The organism is Georgenia subflava (assembly GCF_009193155.1).
Taxonomy (GTDB): Bacteria; Actinomycetota; Actinomycetes; order Actinomycetales; family Actinomycetaceae; genus Georgenia; species Georgenia subflava.
The window spans coordinates 91110-107765 of the sequence record NZ_VUKD01000003.1; the positions used below are offsets into that span (position 1 = coordinate 91110).

The following is a 16656-nucleotide window of genomic DNA, read 5'->3' on the forward strand; positions in this document are numbered from 1 at the left end:
CCCGGGATGTCGCCGGCCAAGACTGTCGGTGACCAGCCTGGGCGACCCGAGCTCCGGTCGCGGGCAGACCCGAGGAGGACTCCCGATGAACGCGACGATGAGCGCGTCCCAACCACTGGCCGGTGCACCGAGCCGCGGAACGTCCCGGGCCCTGCTCGCGGCCACGCTCCGGCGGGCCATGGCCAGGCGCCGGCGGCCTCACGCCCCGGTCGTCCCCATGACGCTGAACGCGCCCCAGCAGTTCGGCAACAGCTTCCGCTACCCGGACGGGACCTGGTACCACGGCGAGTGACCCAGGGACGAGAAGGGCTCCGTACCGTGGGTCCCCGGGTACGGAGCGTTGATGTAGGGCGCGGCCACGAAAGAGGCTCCGCACCCTGGTTTCCCTAGGTACGGAGCCGTTCCCGTCGCTGTCTCGACGAGTATCCGGAAGGCCCAGCCACTACCGGAACGCGTCCTGGACCTGTGATGTCCCGGCTCAAGGTGCGCGCGTGAGGACGTCGACCTTCATAAAAGCGCACAGGTCGACCAGCCAGTCTCGGTCCGGGCCGGTGGTGAAGACGCGGCCGTAGTCGGGCACCACCCGCAGGTCGTCACCATGCACCCGGTCCCCGAAGAGCACGTACGCGCGGTCGGTGTTGCACCGCGCCGACATCCACACCACCCCGTCGAACCCGGCGGCGTGCGCGGCCTCGCCCCACGCGACCGTGGTGCCGTAGGTGCTCGCCGGCGAGGAGGTCAGCTGTGCGGGCTCGACGCCGAGGCGGCGCAGACCCACCCCGTGGAATGCGGCGAGGCGCAGCTCACGCGTGGTGTCCAGCGCGGCGACCACCGTACGTTCGTACTGCTCCGGCATCAGCCGACCGCCGAAGAGCGGCACGTCGTGCAGCAGTGACTCGCACACCGCAGCGATCTCGGTCTGCGCGGCGTAGAGCACGGCGATCGTCGGGTCGCCGAAGAAGGAGAACCTGTGCGGGCCGCCGTAGCCGGGGTTGAAGGTGGTCGCGTGCCGGTCCGGTGCGGCGGAGAAGCTACGGAACAGCCGAGAGCCGGCAGGCAGCACCTCGATGAGCGGCTCGAACGGGTGGGGCGGGGGCGGTATGGCCACCTCGAACCGCGCCGGGTCCGGCGTGGGTGGGGAAGAGTCGCTCACCACCGCGGCGCCATCGCCGAGCGGGCCGCGTCGATCACCGAGCGGGGCTCCTGATGCAGCGAGTCCACAGGCCGGCCGCCTCCGGGCATCCAGCCCGAGGGGGAGCACAGCCACAAGACGACAGACTCATCGCTCCAGTCGTGCTGGCGCGCGATGCCGACAAGCTCGGAGATGCTCGGGACGAGCGCGGCGTCGAGCTGGAACCCGGGGTAGCGGTATGCCCCGCCGCGCCTCACACCGAGCAGGCGTCCGGCCTTCCGCTGGGCAGACGCCCAGGTGCGGTTGCTGCCGTAGCCCATGTGCTCGGCCGCCTCGGTGCTGGTCAGCAGGCCGAACTCCTGCCCGATCTGGCGCCAGACGTTCTCGGTCGCCTGGGCTGCCCGGGCCAGCTGGGGTGAGACGGAGGTCGCCGCCGCGGCCATCGCGGGGGAGAGGGATGAGAGGCCCAGGGCGGAGTCGCGCGCCCACGTGCGGAACAGCTCGGTGACCCGGTCGCCCGGGCGTTCGACCTCGGGAGCAGTCATCATCGCCACCTCCTTGAGCGTCCTTACGATTCTTACCGTACCCCAAGGTCGTCAGGAGCGTGACTGGGCAAGCAGTCGAAGTGCGCCGGGGCCGGGGGGGTGTGGACGCGTCCGGCCAAGACACGGGCGTCGAGGGGAGGCGGACGCGACACGAAAAAGGCCCCACACCCAGGTTTCCCCGGGGTGCGGAGCCGTTCTCGTCGCTGTCTCAACGAGTGTCCGGAGGGGGACTTGAACCCCCACGCCCGATAAAGGGCACTAGCACCTCAAGCTAGCGCGTCTGCCTATTCCGCCACCCGGACAGGTGGTGCTCCGCCGCGCCGACGGGGCCCGAGGACCTCGTCCGCCCGCCTGGGCAACGCCGTAAAAGATAGCACGGGCAGGCACGCACGTTCGAACCGCGGACCGCGCCACGACGGCGTTCGTGACGGACACCACAGCGGCGTCGGGCGTCAGAAGACGGGCTTGCCGCCGGTCACGCCGAGAACGGTGCCGGAGACGTACGACGCCTCGTCGCTCGCGAGGTACACGAACGCCGTCGCCACCTCGATCGGCTGGCCCGGCCGGCCCAGCGGCGCGTTCATGCCGAAGTCCTTCACGCTCGGCTTCGTCGCGGGCTGCAGCGGCGTCCAGATCGGCCCCGGGGCCACCGCGTTGACCCGGATGCCCTTCGGTCCCAGCTCAGCGGCGAGGTTCACCGTGGCGTTGTTGATCGCCGCCTTCGTCGACGCGTAGTCGAGCAGCGTCTCCGACGGCTCGTAGGCCTGGATCGAGGAGCAGTTGATGACGGACGACCCCTCCTTCAGATGGGGCAGCAGCGCCTTCGTCAGGAAGAAGATGGAGAAGATGTTCGTCTCGAACGTCTGGCGAACCTGCTCCTCGGAGATCTTCTCCAGCCCGTCCTGCGCCATCTGGTACCCGGCGTTGTTGACGAGGATGTCCACACCGCCCAGACCCTCGACGGCGGCCTTCGCCAGGTCGATGTTGGCCTGCTCGGTGCGCTGGTCGGTCGGGCACAGCACGCACGTGCGGCCCGCGGCCTCGACCTGCTTCCTCGTCTCCTCCGCGTCGTCCTGCTCCTGCGGGAGGTAGGCGATCGCGACGTCGGCGCCCTCCTTGGCGAACGCGATCGCCGTCGCCCGGCCGATCCCGGAGTCGCCGCCGGTGACCAGGGCCTTCTTGCCCACCAGCCGCTCCCGGCCGGTGTAGCTCGTCTCGCCGTGGTCCGGGACGGGCTTCAGCTCGTCGGTCCGGCCCGGCCACTCCTGCTGCTGCTCGGGAAGGTTCTTCACTGCCTCGGTGTCGACGTCCATGGCACCAGCGTGCGGGAGGTCGGTGTCCGCCGCACGTCGGCGGCACGGACACACGGGTGGCAGGCGCTACGGTCGGGGACCATGGACCGCTTCGCCCTGCGCTCGCCCGACGGCACCCTGCTGCTCACCGCCCCGACCGCCGACGACGTCGACCGGATCGCCGAGCTCTGCGCCGAGCCGGACATCCAGCGCTGGACCACCGTGCCGAGCCCGTACACGAGGGGCGACGCCGAAGGTTTCGTCGAGCACGTCGTCGGCCCGAACTGGGAGCAGGGCTCACCGACCTGGGCGATCCGCACGGTCGCCGACGGGCACGAGCGTCTCGTCGGGATGATCGGGCTCGACGGCGTCGAGCACGGCAAGGGCGACCTCGGCTACTGGCTCGCCGACGAAGCGCGCGGCAACGGGATCATGCACACCGCCGTCGGCCTGGTGCTCGACGCGGCATTCGGCCGGCTCGGCCTCGGCGTCGTCCAGTGGCGCGCGGACCTCGGCAACTGGCCGTCCTGGCGGGTCGTGTGGCGGCACGGGTTCCGCAAGGAGGGCACCGTCCGCGCCCTGAACCTCTCCCGCGGGGAGTGGAAGGACGGCTGGATCGGCACCCTGCGCCGCGAGGACGCCCGCGAGCCGGTCTCCCCCTGGGACGGTCCCGAGACCCAGTCGAGTCGGGCTGGCGACACCGCACCGGCTGCACCCGTGCCGCCGTCGTCGCGCGACCCCGAGGCGCTGGTCCGTCAGTTCCACGACACCTACGCACTGCCCGTCGTGGCTGACGCGCCGAGCGTCGACCGCGACCGGGTGCACATGCGCATGGCACTTGTCGCCGAGGAGACGGCCGAGCTCGTCGAGGCGGTCTACGGCGAGGCGGCCGGCGCCGAGATGTCCGCCGCGTTCACCCGTGCCGTCGCGGCCGACGACGGCACCCGGGACACCGTCGAGGCCGCCGACGCCCTGGGCGACCTCACGTATGTCGTGTACGGCATGGCGCTCGAGTGCGGCATCCCGCTCGACGACGTCCTCGCCGAGATCCAGGCGTCGAACCTGTCGAAGCTCGGGGCGGACGGCAAGCCGATCTACCGGGAGGACGGCAAGGTCCTCAAGGGGCCGGGCTTCTTCCCGCCGGACATCGCCCGCGTCCTCGCCCGGCACGGGTACCGGCCGCGCGGCTGACCCCGTCCCGGTCGGCCCACGGCACAATGACCGGCATGTCTGACGCGACGGCCACGGCCGCACCTGAGCAGCTCGACCCGGCCAACCCCTTCGCCGCCCCGTCGGGGCTGCCCTACGGGCTGCCCGACTTCGTCGCCGTGCGCACCGAGCACCTCGCGCCGGCGATCGCGGCCGGCATGGCGGCCCAGCGCGCCGAGTGGGAGGCGGTCGCCACCGACGACGCGGTGCCGGACGTCGTCAACACCCTCGAAGCCCTCGAGCGGTCCGGCGAGCTGCTGGGCCGGGTGCTCGTCGTCTTCCACACCCTCGCCGGCTCGGTCGGTGGCGACGAGATCCACGCCATCGAGTCCGAGGTGGCGCCCCGGCTCGCCGCCCACCACGACGCGTTCTGGCTCGACCGCCGCATCTTCAACCGGCTGGAGTCGCTCGCCGGCGCCACAGCACTGCTCGACCTGGACGCCGAGACCGCGTGGCTGCTCGCGCAGTACCGCAAGAACTTCGTCCGGGCCGGCATCCGACTCGAGGACGCCGAGATGGAGCGCCTGCGTGAGCTGAACTCCCGCCTCGTCACCCTGGAGACGGAGTTCTCCCAGCGGGTCGTCAAGGCGATGGAGGCCGGCGCGGTGGAGGTCGACGACCCCGCCCGCCTCGCCGGGCTCGACGAGGGCACGCTCGCCGCCCTGGCCCGCAGCGCAGCCGACCGCGACGCGGGTGCCGACCACCTCGTCACGCTGGTGCTGCCCACCCAGCAGCCCCTGCTGGCCCGGGCCGACGACCGCGAGCTGCGCGCCGAGCTGCTCGCCGCCTCCGAGGCGCGCGGCACCGGCGTCGACGCCGCCTCCGACACGCGCGCCACCCTCCTGGAGATCGCCCGGCTGCGTGCCGAGCGCGCGCAGCTCCTCGGCTACGAGCACCACGCCGCCTACGTCGCCGAGGACGGCACCGCGGCCACCACCGACGCGATCAACGAGATGCTCGCCCGCCTCGCCGCACCCGCCGCCCGCAACGCCGAGCGCGAGGCCGACGAGCTCCGGGCGATGCTCGAGGCGGACCCGGCCGTGCCCGCCGGCACGGAGCTGAGCGCCGCTGACTGGTCCTACTACGCCGAGCGGCTGCGCAAGGAGCGCTACAGCGTCGACGACGCCGTGCTGCGGCCCTACCTCGAGCTCGACAGGTTGCTCACCGACGGAGTGTTCTTCGCCGCCACCGCCCTGTACGGCATCACCTTCCACGAGCGGGACGACCTCGCCGGATACGCCGACGGCGTCCGGGTGTGGGAGGTGACGGAGGAGGACGGCAGCGGCCTGGGGCTCTTCGTCGGCGACTTCTACGCCCGCGCCGGCAAGCGCGGCGGCGCCTGGATGCACCACCTCGTCGACCAGTCCCACCTGCTCGACCGGCGTCCGGTCGTCGTCAACAACCTCAACATCACCCCGCCGCCCGCGGGCGAGCCGACGCTCCTCACCTGGGACGAGGTCCGCACCTGCTTCCACGAGTTCGGGCACGCGCTGCACGGGCTGTTCTCCGACGTCCGCTACCCGACCTTGTCGGGCACCTCGGTGCCGCGCGACTTCGTGGAGTACCCCTCCCAGGTCAACGAGATGTGGATGGCCAACCCGGCCGTCGTGTCCCGCTTCGCCCGCCACCACGTCACCGGCGAGCCGCTGCCGGCCGAGCTTCTCGACCAGGTGCTGGCCGTCGCGGGCTACGGCGAGGGCTTCGCCACCACCGAGTACCTCGGCGCCGCACTCCTCGACCAGGCCTGGCACCAGGTCCGGCCCGAGCGGGTCCCGACCGCCGTCGAAGAGGTCCAGGCCTTCGAGTCCGAGGCTCTCGTCCGGGCGCGCGTCGCCGTGGACCTCGTGCCCCCGCGCTACCGGTCCACCTACTTCAACCACACCTTCGGCGGCGGCTACGACGCCGGGTACTACTCCTACATCTGGTCCGAGGTGCTCGACGCCGACACCGTCGAGTGGTTCACCGGCGACGGTGCCGAGAACGGCGACGGCGGCCTCAACCGGCGGGCCGGCCAGCGCTTCCGGGAGACGCTCCTCTCCCGCGGGTTCTCCCAGGACCCGCTCGCGTCCTTCCGGGAGCTGCGCGGCCGCGACTCGCGCATCGACCCGCTGCTGGTGCGTCGGGGGCTCACCGACTGAGCCGTCCGGCCGGGTCGGCAGCCGCGCCGGCGCAGGTAGCCTGCAGGCATGACGAGCCCCACCCCCGGACCCGACGCCGCCGTGAGCGCACTGCGCCCCGAGGACGAGGTCGTCGCCATCTGCCGCGACCTCATCCGCATCGACACCTCCAACTACGGCGACGGATCCGGGCCGGGGGAGCGGGCCGCCGCGGAGAAGGTGATGGAGCTGCTCACCGAGGTCGGCTGGGACCCCGAGCTCGTCGAGTCCGCGCCCGGCCGCGCCAGCGTCCTCCTGCGCATCCCGGGCACCGACCCGACCCGGCCGGCGCTGGTGCTCCACGGGCACACCGACGTCGTCCCCGCCGCCGCCGACGACTGGACGGTCGACCCGTTCGCCGCCGAGGTGCGCGACGGCATGATCTGGGGCCGCGGCGCCGTCGACATGAAGGACATGGACGCGATGATGCTCGCCGTCGTGCGGGACATGGGCCGCACCGGCTGGCGCCCGCCGCGCGACCTCGTCGTCGCGTTCCTGGCCGACGAGGAGGCCGGCGGCGTCATGGGCTCGCACTGGCTCGTCGACCACCGGCCCGAGGTCTTCGAGGGCGCCACCGAGGCCGTCAGCGAGGTCGGCGGCTACTCAGTGGAGATCGATGGCCGCCGCGTCTACCTGCTGCAGACCGCCGAGAAGGGCCTCGCGTGGTTGCGTCTCGTCGCCGACGGCCGCGCCGGGCACGGCTCCCAGGTCAACACCGAGAACGCCATCACCCGGCTCGCCGAGGCCGTGCACCGCATCGGCGCCCACTCCTGGCCCCTGCACCTGACCGGCACGGTGCGTCAGCTCCTCTCCGGCGTCGCCGACCTCACCGGCACCACCTTCGACCCCGAGGACCCGGACGGCATCGACCGCCTCGTCGCGGCACTGGGCCCGGCCAGGAAGTTCGTCGGCGCCACCCTGCGCACCGGCGCGAACCCCACCCAGCTCGGCGCCGGCTACAAGGCCAACGTCATCCCCGGCCAGGCCACCGCCAGCATCGACGTCCGCACGATCCCGGGCGACGAGCCGCAGGTGATGGAGACGCTCGCCGAGCTCGCCGGACCGCACGTGCGCATCGAGCGGATCCATTCCGACGTCGGGCTCGAGGTGCCGTTCGAGGGCGACCTCGTCGACGCCATGGTCGCGGCCATCGACGCCGAGGACCCGGGCGCCACCGTGCTGCCCTACATGCTCTCCGGCGGCACCGACAACAAGGCCCTGTCCCGTCTGGGCATCACCGGCTACGGCTTCGCGCCGCTGCGACTGCCCGCCGAGCTCGACTTCGCCGGCATGTTCCACGGCGTCGATGAGCGGGTGCCCACCGACGCGCTCGAGTTCGGCTGCCGGGTGCTCGAGCGGATGCTGCGCACCTGCTGACCCAGCCAGGCAGCCGGCCGCGCCCTCGACCCGCGCTCGAGAGCGGGTGGTCGCGGTGGTCGTCGTCATCGCCTTGGTCGTGGCCCAGCGCGGTACCGCGGGCCGTCGCCGACGCGCGGCACCCGCGGCACGTCGCCCAGCGCGGTATCCGCGGGGCCCCTACCTACAGGGTGCTGGGGACCTTCATCGCCCTGCGGCGCAGCCACACCCGCCGGGTGCCCCCGAGATAGATGCGGGTGCGCGCGAGCTCCCACCGGCCGTACTCGGCCTCGTCGGTCAGGAGCTTGCGCACGTCGCCTCGACTCACGGTGCCCGGCAGGGTCACCGTGCGGTACTCGTAGTACGCGGCACCGGCGCCCACCCGCTGGCTCGCGGTCGCATCCTCGGTCTTCCTCGGCATCGCCATATGCTCCCTCGCATCGCCCACATCGGGAAAATTCGGTGCATCCGCGCAGGTCAGGGGCGGGGTGTGTCACCCCTGCGGGGACGCTAGGCTCATGCCATGGCTAACGACCCGCGGGCTGCGCTCGACCGACTCATCGCTGCGTTCGAGGCACACTACGACGCTGTCGTCGCCTCACAGGACAGCGACTCACCGGCCGTGGTGGCAGCAGCGAACACCCTCATGGACGCCTTCGACACCTACGACGACGCCCTGTTCACCGGCTACGGGGTCGACACGCCCTTCGACATCTACTCGGACGACGACGAAGAAGAAGACGACGACGAGGACTACGAGGACGAGGACGACGAGGAGTTCGAAGAGGTCTGAGGCCACACCCGGCGAGGCCTGTGGCCACATCCGGCGAGGCCTGAGGCCATACCGGGCCGGGCGGCCGGGGGCGTTCAGAAGCGTTCGGGGTAGCCCAGCTCCGGCGCGGTGACCTCGTCGAGCACGGCACGGATCGGGTCGGGCAGCTCCAGGTCGGCCGCCGCCAGGACACCGTGCAGCTGACCGGCGCTGCGCGCACCGGCGACGGCGCAGCTCACCCCGGGTGCGTCGCGCACCCAGGCGAGCGCCACCTCGAGCGGCGTGCGGCCCAGCCCGTTGGCCGCCGTCGTGACGGCCTCGACCACGCCGTGCGAGCGGTCGTTGAGGTAGGGCTCGACGAACCCCCTCAGGTGCGGGGAGGCTGCCCGCGAGCTCGCGGGCACGGTGGCCCGGTACTTGCCGGTCAGCACCCCGCGTCCGAGCGGGGACCAGGCCAGCACACCGGCGCCCAACGCCTCGGCGGCCGGCAGCAGCTCACGCTCGACGCCGCGCTGGAGGAGGGAGTACTCGACCTCCACCGCGGCCAGGCCGGGTCCGCCGTCGGACAGGAGGGTCGCCGCCTGGGCGGTGGTCCAGGCCGGGTAGTTCGACAGGCCCACGTAGCGGGTTCGGCCGGTGCGCACGGCGTGGTCGAGGGCGTCGAGGGTCTCGGCCAGCGGAGTGGCAAGGTCAGGCGTCTGAACCAGCCACAGGTCGAGGTGGTCGGTACCGAGGCGGCCGAGCGTGGCGTCCAGGGTGTCGAGCAGGGAGCCGCGCGAGGCGTCGACCACGCCGGCGCCGTCGGGGGTGCGCCTCGTGCGCACCCCGGCCTTGGAGACCAGCACCATGTCCTCGCGGTCGACCGAGCCGTCGAGCAGGTGCCCGATGACCCGCTCGGACTCGCCGTCGCCGTAGGAGGCGGCGGTGTCGACGAGGTTCCCGCCGGCCTCGAGAAAGGCCTCGAGCTGCTCGCCGGCGTCGTGCTCGTCGGTGTCACGGCCCCACGTCATGGTGCCGAGCCCGAGGCTGGACACAGTCAGACCCGTCCGGCCGACCCTGCGCTGCTGCATGTCCGTCACGTTAGCGGGCGCGCGCCGGCCGACGCCCCGTGGTCCAGCGGCGCGGCGGCCGGTCCGTGCGGACGTCCTGCGCCGCGAGCGGCCACCGGCGTCACATCCCTGGGTCGGACGTGAGGCGCCCCACGGTCCGCCCGTGGGGTGACGACCGGCCCGGGCCGGTGCCCTATCGTTTCCGACCGTGACATGGTGGGAAGCAATCATCCTGGGGCTCGTGCAGGGCCTGACCGAGTTCCTCCCGATCTCCTCGAGCGCACACCTGAGGATCGCCGGGGAGCTGCTGCCGAGCGGCGCCGACCCCGGCGCCGCGTTCACCGCCATCACCCAGATCGGCACCGAGACCGCCGTCGTCATCTACTTCCGGCGCGAGATCTGGAACATCATCAAGGCCTGGGTCGGCGCGCTGCCGGTCGGACCGTGGAAGAACACGGTGCCCCGCAGCGACCCCGACGCCCGTCTGGGCTGGTTCGTCATCCTCGGGTCGATCCCCATCGGTGTGCTCGGGCTGCTCTTCGAGGACGCGATCGACCACTCGCTGCGGAACCTGTTCATCACCGCCGCGATGCTCGCGATCTTCGGCCTGCTCCTCGGCTGGGCCGACAAGACCTCGCGGCGCACCAAGACCCTCGACCACATGTCCACGCGCGACGCCGTCTACTTCGGTCTCGCCCAGGCCCTGGCGCTCGTGCCGGGCGTCTCCCGCTCCGGCGGCACCATCACCGCCGGGCTGCTCATGGGCTACACCCGTGAGGCCGCGGCGCGGTACGCCTTCCTCCTCGCGATCCCGGCGGTGATGATCTCCGGGTTCTACAAGCTCTTCACCGACGTCGTCTTCGGTGAGCCCGCCGAGGGCGTCGTCGACGTGCCCGGCGTCCTCATCGTCGTCGCCACCGTCGTGGCGTTCGTCGTGGGCTACGCCGCCGTGGCCTGGTTCCTCAGGTTCGTCTCCACGAACAGCTACGCGCCGTTCGTCGTCTACCGCATCGTGCTCGCCGTCGCCGTCGTCGCGATGATCCTCGCCGGGATCATCGACGCCGTGCCCGCCGGCGAGACAACCGCGGCGTAGGGGCGCCGGGCCGGGTGTGGCGGAGGCCTCGCGGACCGACGCGTTGCGGACCTTCACCGCCGGTTAGAGTCACGGTGTGCGTTCCTGGCCCACCCCGTCCGTCCCCGCCCTGCCCGGGCACGGCCCTGCCGTGCACCTGCACGACACCGCGGCGGACACCCTGAGCCCCACCCGGGACGCGGCGGCGCGGGCCACCCTCTACGTCTGCGGGATCACGCCCTACGACGCCACCCACCTTGGGCACGCCAACACCTACGTCGCCTTCGACCTCCTCCTGCGCGCGTGGCGCGACGCCGGCCGGGACGTGACGTACGTCCAGAACGTCACCGACGTCGACGACCCGCTCCTCGAGCGGGCGAACGAGACCGGCGTGGACTGGCGCGAGCTCGCCGAGAGCCAGACGGACCTGTTCCGGTCGGACATGGAGGCCCTGCGGGTCGTGCCGCCGGACCACTACATCGGCGCGGTCGACGCCATCCCGCTGGTCGTCGACGCCGTCGAGGACATGCTCGCCGCCGGCACGGCCTACCGGGTGCCGGTGCCCGACGGCCCGGGCGGGAAGGACCGCGAGCTCGGAGACGTCTACGCCGACCTGAGCACCGACCCGTTCTTCGGCGCCGGCGCCCACCTCGAGCGCGAGGCCATGCTGGAGGTCTTCGCCGAGAACGGCGGCGACCCGGAGCGGCCCGGCAAGCGTCACCCGCTCGACCCGCTGCTGTGGCGCCGCACCCGCACGGGCGAGCCGGACTGGGACGGCCGGTCGCTCGGCAGCGGCCGGCCGGGCTGGCACATCGAGTGCTCCTGCATCGCCCACGAGTACCTCGGCCCCCTCGTGGAGGTCCAGGGCGGCGGCCGGGACCTGGTCTTCCCGCACCACGAGATGAGCGAGTCGCACCTGCGCGCCATCACGGGCACCCCGGCGCCGGTGCTCCTGCACAGCCACGGCGGCATGGTCGGCTACGACGGCGAGAAGATGAGCAAGTCGCTCGGCAACCTCGTGCTCGTCTCGCGGCTCGTCGAGGCCGGCACCGACCCGATGGCGGTGCGCCTGGTGCTGCTGGGCCACCACTACCGCTCCGACTGGGAGTACAGCGACGCCCACCTCGAGGCCGCCGCCGACCGGCTGCAGACCTGGCGCCAGGCCGTCGCGCTGCCCGCCGGGCCCGACGCCGAGCCGGTCCTCGAGCGGGTGCGCGCGGCGCTCGCCGACGACCTGGACGCACCGGCCGCCCTCGCGGCCGTGGACACGTGGGCCGAGCAGGCTCTCGCGGGCGTCGACGATGCCGACCGCGTGCCCGGTGCGCCGGCCCTGGTCCGAGACACCGTGGACGCCTTGCTCGGCGTCGCGCTCTGACCTGGGCCCGGGTCGAACCACCTGCGGCGTCGGAGGCCCGGTCAGACGGGGACCCTCTCCGCCGCGACGGCGGTGGCACGGGAAGCGAACGTCGTCGGCTGCGGCAGCGGTGAGCTCAGTCAGACCGTGATCATCGCGGCGGCGGCGGTGGTCAGGATCGCCTGGGCGTCGCCGAGCACGGGACGGCCGTGCCCGAAGCAGGCGATCTCGGCCGGCAGCGCCGTCAGCGCCCGGAACGACTCCGCCGCCGCCTCGCCGTCGAGGTTGAAGACGCCACGCATGATGACGCCGTCGTGCTCGGCGACGGTGTCGCCGGTGAACAGGACGCGGGGACGGTCGAGGTAGAGCGCCACGCTGCCGTCGGTGTGCCCCGGCGTGGAGACGACTGTGGCGCCGCCAGCGATGTCCAGGACGTCGCCGTCGCGGACCACGGTGTCGACTCGACAGGCCGGGGCGGGCTCGAGGTCACCAGCCACCCGCGCGTGCAGGGCGCGCTCCGCGTCGCTGAAGCTGGGCGGGGGACCGGGGCGGTCGCCGCGGATGATGGGGGCGTCGCTCTCGTGGGCGATGATCTCGACGCCGCCCCAGCCGGCGACCTCCGCGGCGCCGCCGGCGTGGTCGTCGTGGAAGTGGGTCAGCACGAGCCGTCGGACGTCGGATCGCTCCACCCCGATCTCGTCGAGGGCACGGAGCAGGTCCGCCCCGGATCCGACCGGGCCGGCGTCCACGAGCGTGACGCCGTCCGGGTCGCGCCACAGGTAGGCGGGCCAGCCGCCGAGGGTGAGGAGGAAGAGGTCAGGGTTCAGCTGTTCGGCGATCATCACGTCATCTTTTCGTGACGGGTAGGTCGGCCGGCAACCGAAATCCTCAGAGCCCTCCCGGGCCGGGTCCGCTGCCGCCCTTGTCGCCGCGGATGTCCCGACGACGCAGGTAGCGCTCGAACTCGCGCGCGATGGCCTCGCCGGTGGCCTCGGGCAGCTCGGCGGTGTCCTTGGCCTCCTCGAGCTGGTGGATGTACTCCGCCACGTCCGGGTCCTGCCCGGCCAGCTCGTCGACCCCGGCCTGCCAGGCGCGGGCGTCCTCGGGCAGGTCGCCCACCGGCAGCGGCTCGCCGACCAGCTCCTCGAGCCGGACCATGAGCCCGAGCGTGGCCTTCGGCGACGGTGGCTGGGCGACGTAGTGCGGCACCGCGGCCCACACGCTCAGGGTGTGCATACCGCGCTCGGCCGCGAGGTGGGTGAGCACGCCGGTGATGCCCGACGGCCCCTCGTAGTCGGAGCCCTCGACGCCGAGGAGCGCCTGGACCTGCGGGTCGTTCGAGCTCGTCTGGACCGGGATGGGACGTGAGTGCGGCACGTCGGCGAGCAGCGCGCCGACCCCTACCACAGTGCCCACGCCGAGCCCCTTCGCGACCTCGAGGATCTCCTCGCAGTAGTCGCGCCAGCGGAAGGACGGCTCGACGCCCTGGACGAGCACCACCTTGCGGCCGGAGATCGGTGTGCTGGCCACCGAGATGGTCGTGCTCGGCCAGGTCAGGTCCCGCTTGCCGTCCGCGTCGACGCCGACTACGGGCCGGTTGACCTGGAAGTCGTGGTAGTCCTGCGGGTCGAGCTCGTGGACCACCTCGGCCTCCCAGGCGTCCGCGATGAGCTCGAGGGAGTGCGTGGAGGCGCCGCCGGCGTCGTTCCAGCCCTCGAACGCCGCCAGCAGCAGGGCAGGTGGCAGCTCCTTGCCCGGCTCCGGCGAGTCCTCCCGGGACGCCGCGCCCAGAGGCTCCTCGACGGTCTCGGGCGGAGTCTCCTCCGGGCGATCGGTGCTGCCGGGGTCCGTGCTCGTCATGGACCCACAGTAGGGTGGATATGGTCGGCGGGTGATCAGCCACTCTCTTCCGGATGCCGTCCTGTGGGACATGGACGGCACCCTCGTCGACACCGAGCCCTACTGGATGGCCGCCGAGACCGCCGTCGTCTCCCGCCACGGCGGTACGTGGACGCACGAGCAGGGTCTGCAGCTGGTGGGCAACGACCTGCTGACCTCGGCCCGGATCATCCAGGAGCAGACCGGTATCCCCGGTGCGCCCGAGGCGCTGGTGACGGAGATCCTTGGCGGGGTGGTGTCCCGCGTGCTCGAGCACGGTGCGCCGTGGCGCCCGGGCGCCCTGCGACTGCTGGCGGCCCTGCGCGGGGCGGGGGTGCCCTGCGCCCTGGTCACCATGTCCTACGCCGCCCTCGCCGACGCCGTCGTGCAGGCCGCGCCGACCGGCTCGTTCGAGGCGGTGGTCACCGGTGATCAGGTCACCCTGGGCAAGCCGCACCCCGAGGCCTACCTCACGGCCGCCGAGCGGCTCGGCGTCGATGTGACCCGGTGCGTGGCGATCGAGGACTCCACGGTCGGCGTCACCGCCGCGCTGGCGTCCGGCGCGCGCACCGTCGCCGTGCCGATGATGGTCCCGGTCCCGGCCCGGGACACGTTGTCGCGACTGCGTTCCCTCGAGCACGCCGACGTCGAGCTGCTGAGCCGGGTGCTGGCCGGCGAGGTCGTGGACGAGCTCGAGCCCAGCCACAGCCGGCACTGACTACTGCGGCGCCGCTCGCGCGGTGAGCAGGTGCTCGACGCCCTCGGGCGGCATCGGCGGGACCTCGCCACCGAACTTCGGGCACAGGGACTGGAAGCTGCACCAGTCGCACAGGCGGGACACGCGCGGCTGGAAGTCGCCGGTGGCGGCCGCCGCCGAGATGGTCTCCCACAGCCGGTCGAGGTGCTTCTCCAGCGCCACCAGCTCCGCCTCGACGGGGTCGTGGGTCAGGGTGCGGCCGTTGCCCAGGTACACCAGCTGCAGCCGCGCTGGGACCGTGCCGTTCAGCCGCCACAGCATGAGCGCGTAGAAGCGCATCTGGAAGAGCGCCTCGTCCTGGAAGCGGGGGTTGGGGGCCTTGCCCGTCTTGTAGTCGACCACCCGGACGGCGCCGTTCGGGGCGACGTCGAGGCGGTCGACGAACCCGCGCAGCAGCACCCCGGAGGCCAGCTCGGTCTCGACGAGCATCTCGCGCTCGGCCGGTTCCAGACGCTGCGGGTTCTCCATGCGGAAGTACTGGGTGAGCAGGCTGCGCGCCTGGGCCAGCCACGCACCCAGGTCCTCGGGCCCCGCGAACATGCTCACGACGTCGGGCCGCTCGGCCTGCAGCCGGCTCCACTCCGGATCGAGCAGGGACTGGGCCGCCTCCTCGGTGCGGCCGGCGGCCGGCAGGTCGAAGAGGCGCTCGAGCACGGCGTGCACGAGCGAGCCCTTGACCGCCGCGGCCGACGGTGGCTCCGGCAGGCGGTCCACCGCCCGGAAGCGGAACAGCAGCGGGCACTGCTGGAAGTCCTTGGCGCGCGAGGGGGACAGGGCGGCGCGGCGTCGTCCGTGCGGGGAACCTTCCGGCGTCGACGCCGCCTCCTCGGGGGTGGCCGCGTCCGGCGTCAGCGGCTCGAGGGGGACCGTGCCGAGGGACAGCCCGCCCAGAGCTGGAGTCGTTGCGTCGACCGCCGTCGTCACCTCGGCTCCCGTAGCCATGTCGGCAGCCGGTGCCGCATCGGCCGCGGGTGCCGTATCGAGCGCGGCGCCGGGGCCCGTCATGGTGTCGAGGTCGGTCGTCTGCGTCATGCTGCTCACGTTAACCTCGCCCGCCGACACCGGCGGTCAACCGCGCCACACCTGTGCATGATGCGGAACCTCGGGTGCATCGCCACGGCGGGCAACGCCGCGGAACCGCGGGCGAATGCGTCGCCACGGCGGGGCGACGCCGCAGAACCTCGACGGGTTCGTCGCCGCGGCGGGCGACGTCGCCGAGTGCCCCCGTTGCTCCATGAGGGTGGGCGTCGGCGACGGCGTCCGCTCGAGCCGTGTCGGCGGCTGACTACGCCTGGTGCACCGGGTAGCGCAGGTGGGTGACGCCGTTGCCCGGGACAACTGTGGGGCTGCCGAGGGCGGCCGGCGTCCGAGCGAGGTTGTCGAAGAGCCGGATGCCGGAGCCGAGAAGCACCGCCGCGATGTCGACGTGGATCTCGTCCAGGAGGCCGGCGTCGAGGCACTGCCGAATGGTGTCCGCCCCGTGGACGCCGACGGACTTCCCACCGGCGGCGGCTCTCGCCCGCGCTACCGCGTCCTCGATGCCTTCGGTGACGAAGTGGACGGTCGAGCCGGGACGCGGCCAGCCGTCGGGGACGTGGTGGGTGAGGACGAATGCTGGTCCCCAGGCGTGGTTCCCGCCCCAGCCCTGGGCGACGTCGAAAGTGCGTCGACCCGTCAGCACCGCGCCGAGCTCGGACCACAGTCCTCGAAGGTGCTCGGCGCTTGACTCGGACACCCTGAACGTCATCGGGTCCGACCCTCCGGTGTGGACCTCGACATCCCCCGAGGTGAAGTACCAGTCGAACACCTCGGCCACGCCGTCGTCGGTGTCTGCGACGTAGCCGTCGAGCGACATGGACATGATTGCGACGACGTTCGTCATCCGATGCTCCTCAGCTCCGGGCGGTCCCGATGACCGCCATCTACCCCCACCACGAACCGCATCCGGACGATCCGACAAATGCCTCGACCCACGAACCGCCTCCGGACGACCCGCCAAACCCGGGCGGTCCGATGACTGCCCATGTCCCGGCAGCAGGCGTGAGGATCACCAGGAGCTTGGTGTCGGATCCGGGCAGCGGCGT

The 16656-nt window shown here is 72.5% G+C and carries 17 protein-coding genes and 1 tRNA gene; 8 read left to right on the forward strand and 10 right to left on the reverse strand.

The window, feature by feature from the left end:
- Nucleotides 1–85 precede the first annotated feature (85 nt).
- Nucleotides 86–292: a hypothetical protein gene (locus GD748_RS10535; protein WP_152195180.1), complete on the forward strand. Its 207-nt coding sequence runs from the start codon at nucleotides 86–88 to the stop codon at nucleotides 290–292.
- 186 nt (nucleotides 293–478) lie between these two features.
- Here the strand turns inward: GD748_RS10535 and GD748_RS10540 are convergent, their stop codons facing one another.
- From GD748_RS10540 to GD748_RS10555, 4 genes are all read right to left on the reverse strand, one after another.
- Complete coding sequence (locus GD748_RS10540) at nucleotides 479–1153, reverse strand: RES family NAD+ phosphorylase (RefSeq protein WP_193312916.1); 675 nt, start codon at nucleotides 1151–1153, stop codon at nucleotides 479–481.
- Nucleotides 1150–1680 (reverse strand): hypothetical protein, encoded by a 531-nt coding sequence (locus tag GD748_RS10545; protein ID WP_152195182.1) that lies wholly within the window; start codon nucleotides 1678–1680, stop codon nucleotides 1150–1152. Before GD748_RS10545 ends, GD748_RS10540 begins: the two co-directional genes overlap by 4 nt.
- 213 nt (nucleotides 1681–1893) lie before the next feature.
- Nucleotides 1894–1979 (reverse strand) — tRNA-Leu (locus GD748_RS10550).
- 150 nt (nucleotides 1980–2129) lie between these two features.
- A complete protein-coding gene (locus GD748_RS10555) occupies nucleotides 2130–2990 on the reverse strand; it encodes an SDR family oxidoreductase (RefSeq protein WP_152195183.1) in 861 nt (286 codons plus the stop codon).
- 81 nt (nucleotides 2991–3071) lie between these two features.
- Between GD748_RS10555 and GD748_RS10560 the strand changes: the two genes are divergently transcribed.
- Genes GD748_RS10560 through GD748_RS10570 form a run of 3 tightly spaced genes read left to right on the forward strand, consistent with a single transcriptional unit; the run spans nucleotide 3072 to nucleotide 7711 of the window.
- Nucleotides 3072–4160, forward strand: a complete 1089-nt coding sequence (locus GD748_RS10560; RefSeq protein WP_152195184.1) for a bifunctional GNAT family N-acetyltransferase/nucleoside triphosphate pyrophosphohydrolase family protein — start codon at nucleotides 3072–3074, stop codon at nucleotides 4158–4160.
- A 35-nt stretch (nucleotides 4161–4195) separates the two neighbouring features.
- Entirely contained in the window at nucleotides 4196–6316 is a 2121-nt protein-coding gene (locus GD748_RS10565) for a M3 family metallopeptidase (RefSeq protein ID WP_152195185.1), read from the forward strand.
- 48 nt (nucleotides 6317–6364) lie between these two features.
- Complete coding sequence (locus GD748_RS10570) at nucleotides 6365–7711, forward strand: M20/M25/M40 family metallo-hydrolase (protein WP_152195186.1); 1347 nt, start codon at nucleotides 6365–6367, stop codon at nucleotides 7709–7711.
- Nucleotides 7712–7874: 163 nt separating this feature from the next.
- Here the strand turns inward: GD748_RS10570 and GD748_RS10575 are convergent, their stop codons facing one another.
- On the reverse strand, nucleotides 7875–8111 hold the full coding sequence (locus GD748_RS10575) for a DUF5703 family protein (protein WP_152195187.1): 237 nt from the start codon (nucleotides 8109–8111) through the stop codon (nucleotides 7875–7877).
- A 102-nt stretch (nucleotides 8112–8213) separates the two neighbouring features.
- On the opposite strand from GD748_RS10575, the gene GD748_RS10580 reads away from it, so the two are divergent.
- A complete protein-coding gene (locus tag GD748_RS10580; protein WP_152195188.1) occupies nucleotides 8214–8483 on the forward strand; it encodes a DNA primase in 270 nt (89 codons plus the stop codon).
- 74 nt (nucleotides 8484–8557) lie between these two features.
- On the opposite strand, the gene GD748_RS10585 is transcribed toward GD748_RS10580, so the two are convergent.
- Nucleotides 8558–9532 (reverse strand): aldo/keto reductase, encoded by a 975-nt coding sequence (locus GD748_RS10585; RefSeq protein WP_152195189.1) that lies wholly within the window; start codon nucleotides 9530–9532, stop codon nucleotides 8558–8560.
- Between the two features lie 187 nt (nucleotides 9533–9719).
- On the opposite strand from GD748_RS10585, the gene GD748_RS10590 reads away from it, so the two are divergent.
- Both GD748_RS10590 and mshC read left to right on the forward strand, forming a co-directional pair.
- The gene (locus GD748_RS10590) at nucleotides 9720–10604 is read left to right on the forward strand and encodes an undecaprenyl-diphosphate phosphatase (RefSeq protein WP_152195190.1); all 885 of its coding nucleotides are present in this window, start codon (nucleotides 9720–9722) and stop codon (nucleotides 10602–10604) included.
- Nucleotides 10605–10680: 76 nt separating this feature from the next.
- Entirely contained in the window at nucleotides 10681–11958 is a 1278-nt protein-coding gene (gene mshC, locus GD748_RS10595) for a cysteine--1-D-myo-inosityl 2-amino-2-deoxy-alpha-D-glucopyranoside ligase (RefSeq protein WP_152195191.1), read from the forward strand.
- Between the two features lie 119 nt (nucleotides 11959–12077).
- Here mshC and GD748_RS10600 read toward each other — a convergent pair whose 3' ends face one another.
- Both GD748_RS10600 and GD748_RS10605 read right to left on the reverse strand, forming a co-directional pair.
- Nucleotides 12078–12779, reverse strand: a complete 702-nt coding sequence (locus GD748_RS10600; RefSeq protein ID WP_152195192.1) for an MBL fold metallo-hydrolase — start codon at nucleotides 12777–12779, stop codon at nucleotides 12078–12080.
- Between the two features lie 46 nt (nucleotides 12780–12825).
- On the reverse strand, nucleotides 12826–13797 hold the full coding sequence (locus tag GD748_RS10605) for a PAC2 family protein (RefSeq protein WP_152195193.1): 972 nt from the start codon (nucleotides 13795–13797) through the stop codon (nucleotides 12826–12828).
- A 31-nt stretch (nucleotides 13798–13828) separates the two neighbouring features.
- Here GD748_RS10605 and GD748_RS10610 point away from each other — a divergent pair, with 31 nt between their 5' ends.
- Nucleotides 13829–14533: an HAD family hydrolase gene (locus GD748_RS10610; protein WP_226921173.1), complete on the forward strand. Its 705-nt coding sequence runs from the start codon at nucleotides 13829–13831 to the stop codon at nucleotides 14531–14533.
- Here GD748_RS10610 and GD748_RS10615 read toward each other — a convergent pair whose 3' ends face one another.
- Nucleotides 14534–15604, reverse strand: coding sequence for a RecB family exonuclease (locus tag GD748_RS10615; protein ID WP_264372477.1), 1071 nt, complete (start codon nucleotides 15602–15604; stop codon nucleotides 14534–14536).
- Between the two features lie 253 nt (nucleotides 15605–15857).
- A complete protein-coding gene (locus tag GD748_RS10625; protein ID WP_152195194.1) occupies nucleotides 15858–16454 on the reverse strand; it encodes a dihydrofolate reductase family protein in 597 nt (198 codons plus the stop codon).
- Nucleotides 16455–16656 lie beyond the last annotated feature (202 nt).

Excerpts from the sequence above, each read along its gene's own strand:
- GD748_RS10570 (WP_152195186.1), top strand. The coding sequence starts at position 6,365 with ATGACGAGCCCCACCCCCGGACCCGACGCCGCCGTGAGCGCACTGCGC.
- GD748_RS10585 (WP_152195189.1), bottom strand. The coding sequence starts at position 9,532 with ATGCAGCAGCGCAGGGTCGGCCGGACGGGTCTGACTGTGTCCAGCCTC.
- GD748_RS10615 (WP_264372477.1), bottom strand. The coding sequence starts at position 15,604 with ATGACGCAGACGACCGACCTCGACACCATGACGGGCCCCGGCGCCGCG.
- GD748_RS10580 (WP_152195188.1), top strand. The coding sequence starts at position 8,214 with ATGGCTAACGACCCGCGGGCTGCGCTCGACCGACTCATCGCTGCGTTC.
- GD748_RS10560 (WP_152195184.1), top strand. The coding sequence starts at position 3,072 with ATGGACCGCTTCGCCCTGCGCTCGCCCGACGGCACCCTGCTGCTCACC.
- GD748_RS10625 (WP_152195194.1), bottom strand. The coding sequence starts at position 16,454 with ATGACGAACGTCGTCGCAATCATGTCCATGTCGCTCGACGGCTACGTC.
- GD748_RS10575 (WP_152195187.1), bottom strand. The coding sequence starts at position 8,111 with ATGCCGAGGAAGACCGAGGATGCGACCGCGAGCCAGCGGGTGGGCGCC.
- GD748_RS10600 (WP_152195192.1), bottom strand. The coding sequence starts at position 12,779 with ATGATCGCCGAACAGCTGAACCCTGACCTCTTCCTCCTCACCCTCGGC.
- GD748_RS10565 (WP_152195185.1), top strand. The coding sequence starts at position 4,196 with ATGTCTGACGCGACGGCCACGGCCGCACCTGAGCAGCTCGACCCGGCC.
- GD748_RS10535 (WP_152195180.1), top strand. The coding sequence starts at position 86 with ATGAACGCGACGATGAGCGCGTCCCAACCACTGGCCGGTGCACCGAGC.
- GD748_RS10545 (WP_152195182.1), bottom strand. The coding sequence starts at position 1,680 with ATGATGACTGCTCCCGAGGTCGAACGCCCGGGCGACCGGGTCACCGAG.
- GD748_RS10555 (WP_152195183.1), bottom strand. The coding sequence starts at position 2,990 with ATGGACGTCGACACCGAGGCAGTGAAGAACCTTCCCGAGCAGCAGCAG.
- GD748_RS10605 (WP_152195193.1), bottom strand. The coding sequence starts at position 13,797 with ATGACGAGCACGGACCCCGGCAGCACCGATCGCCCGGAGGAGACTCCG.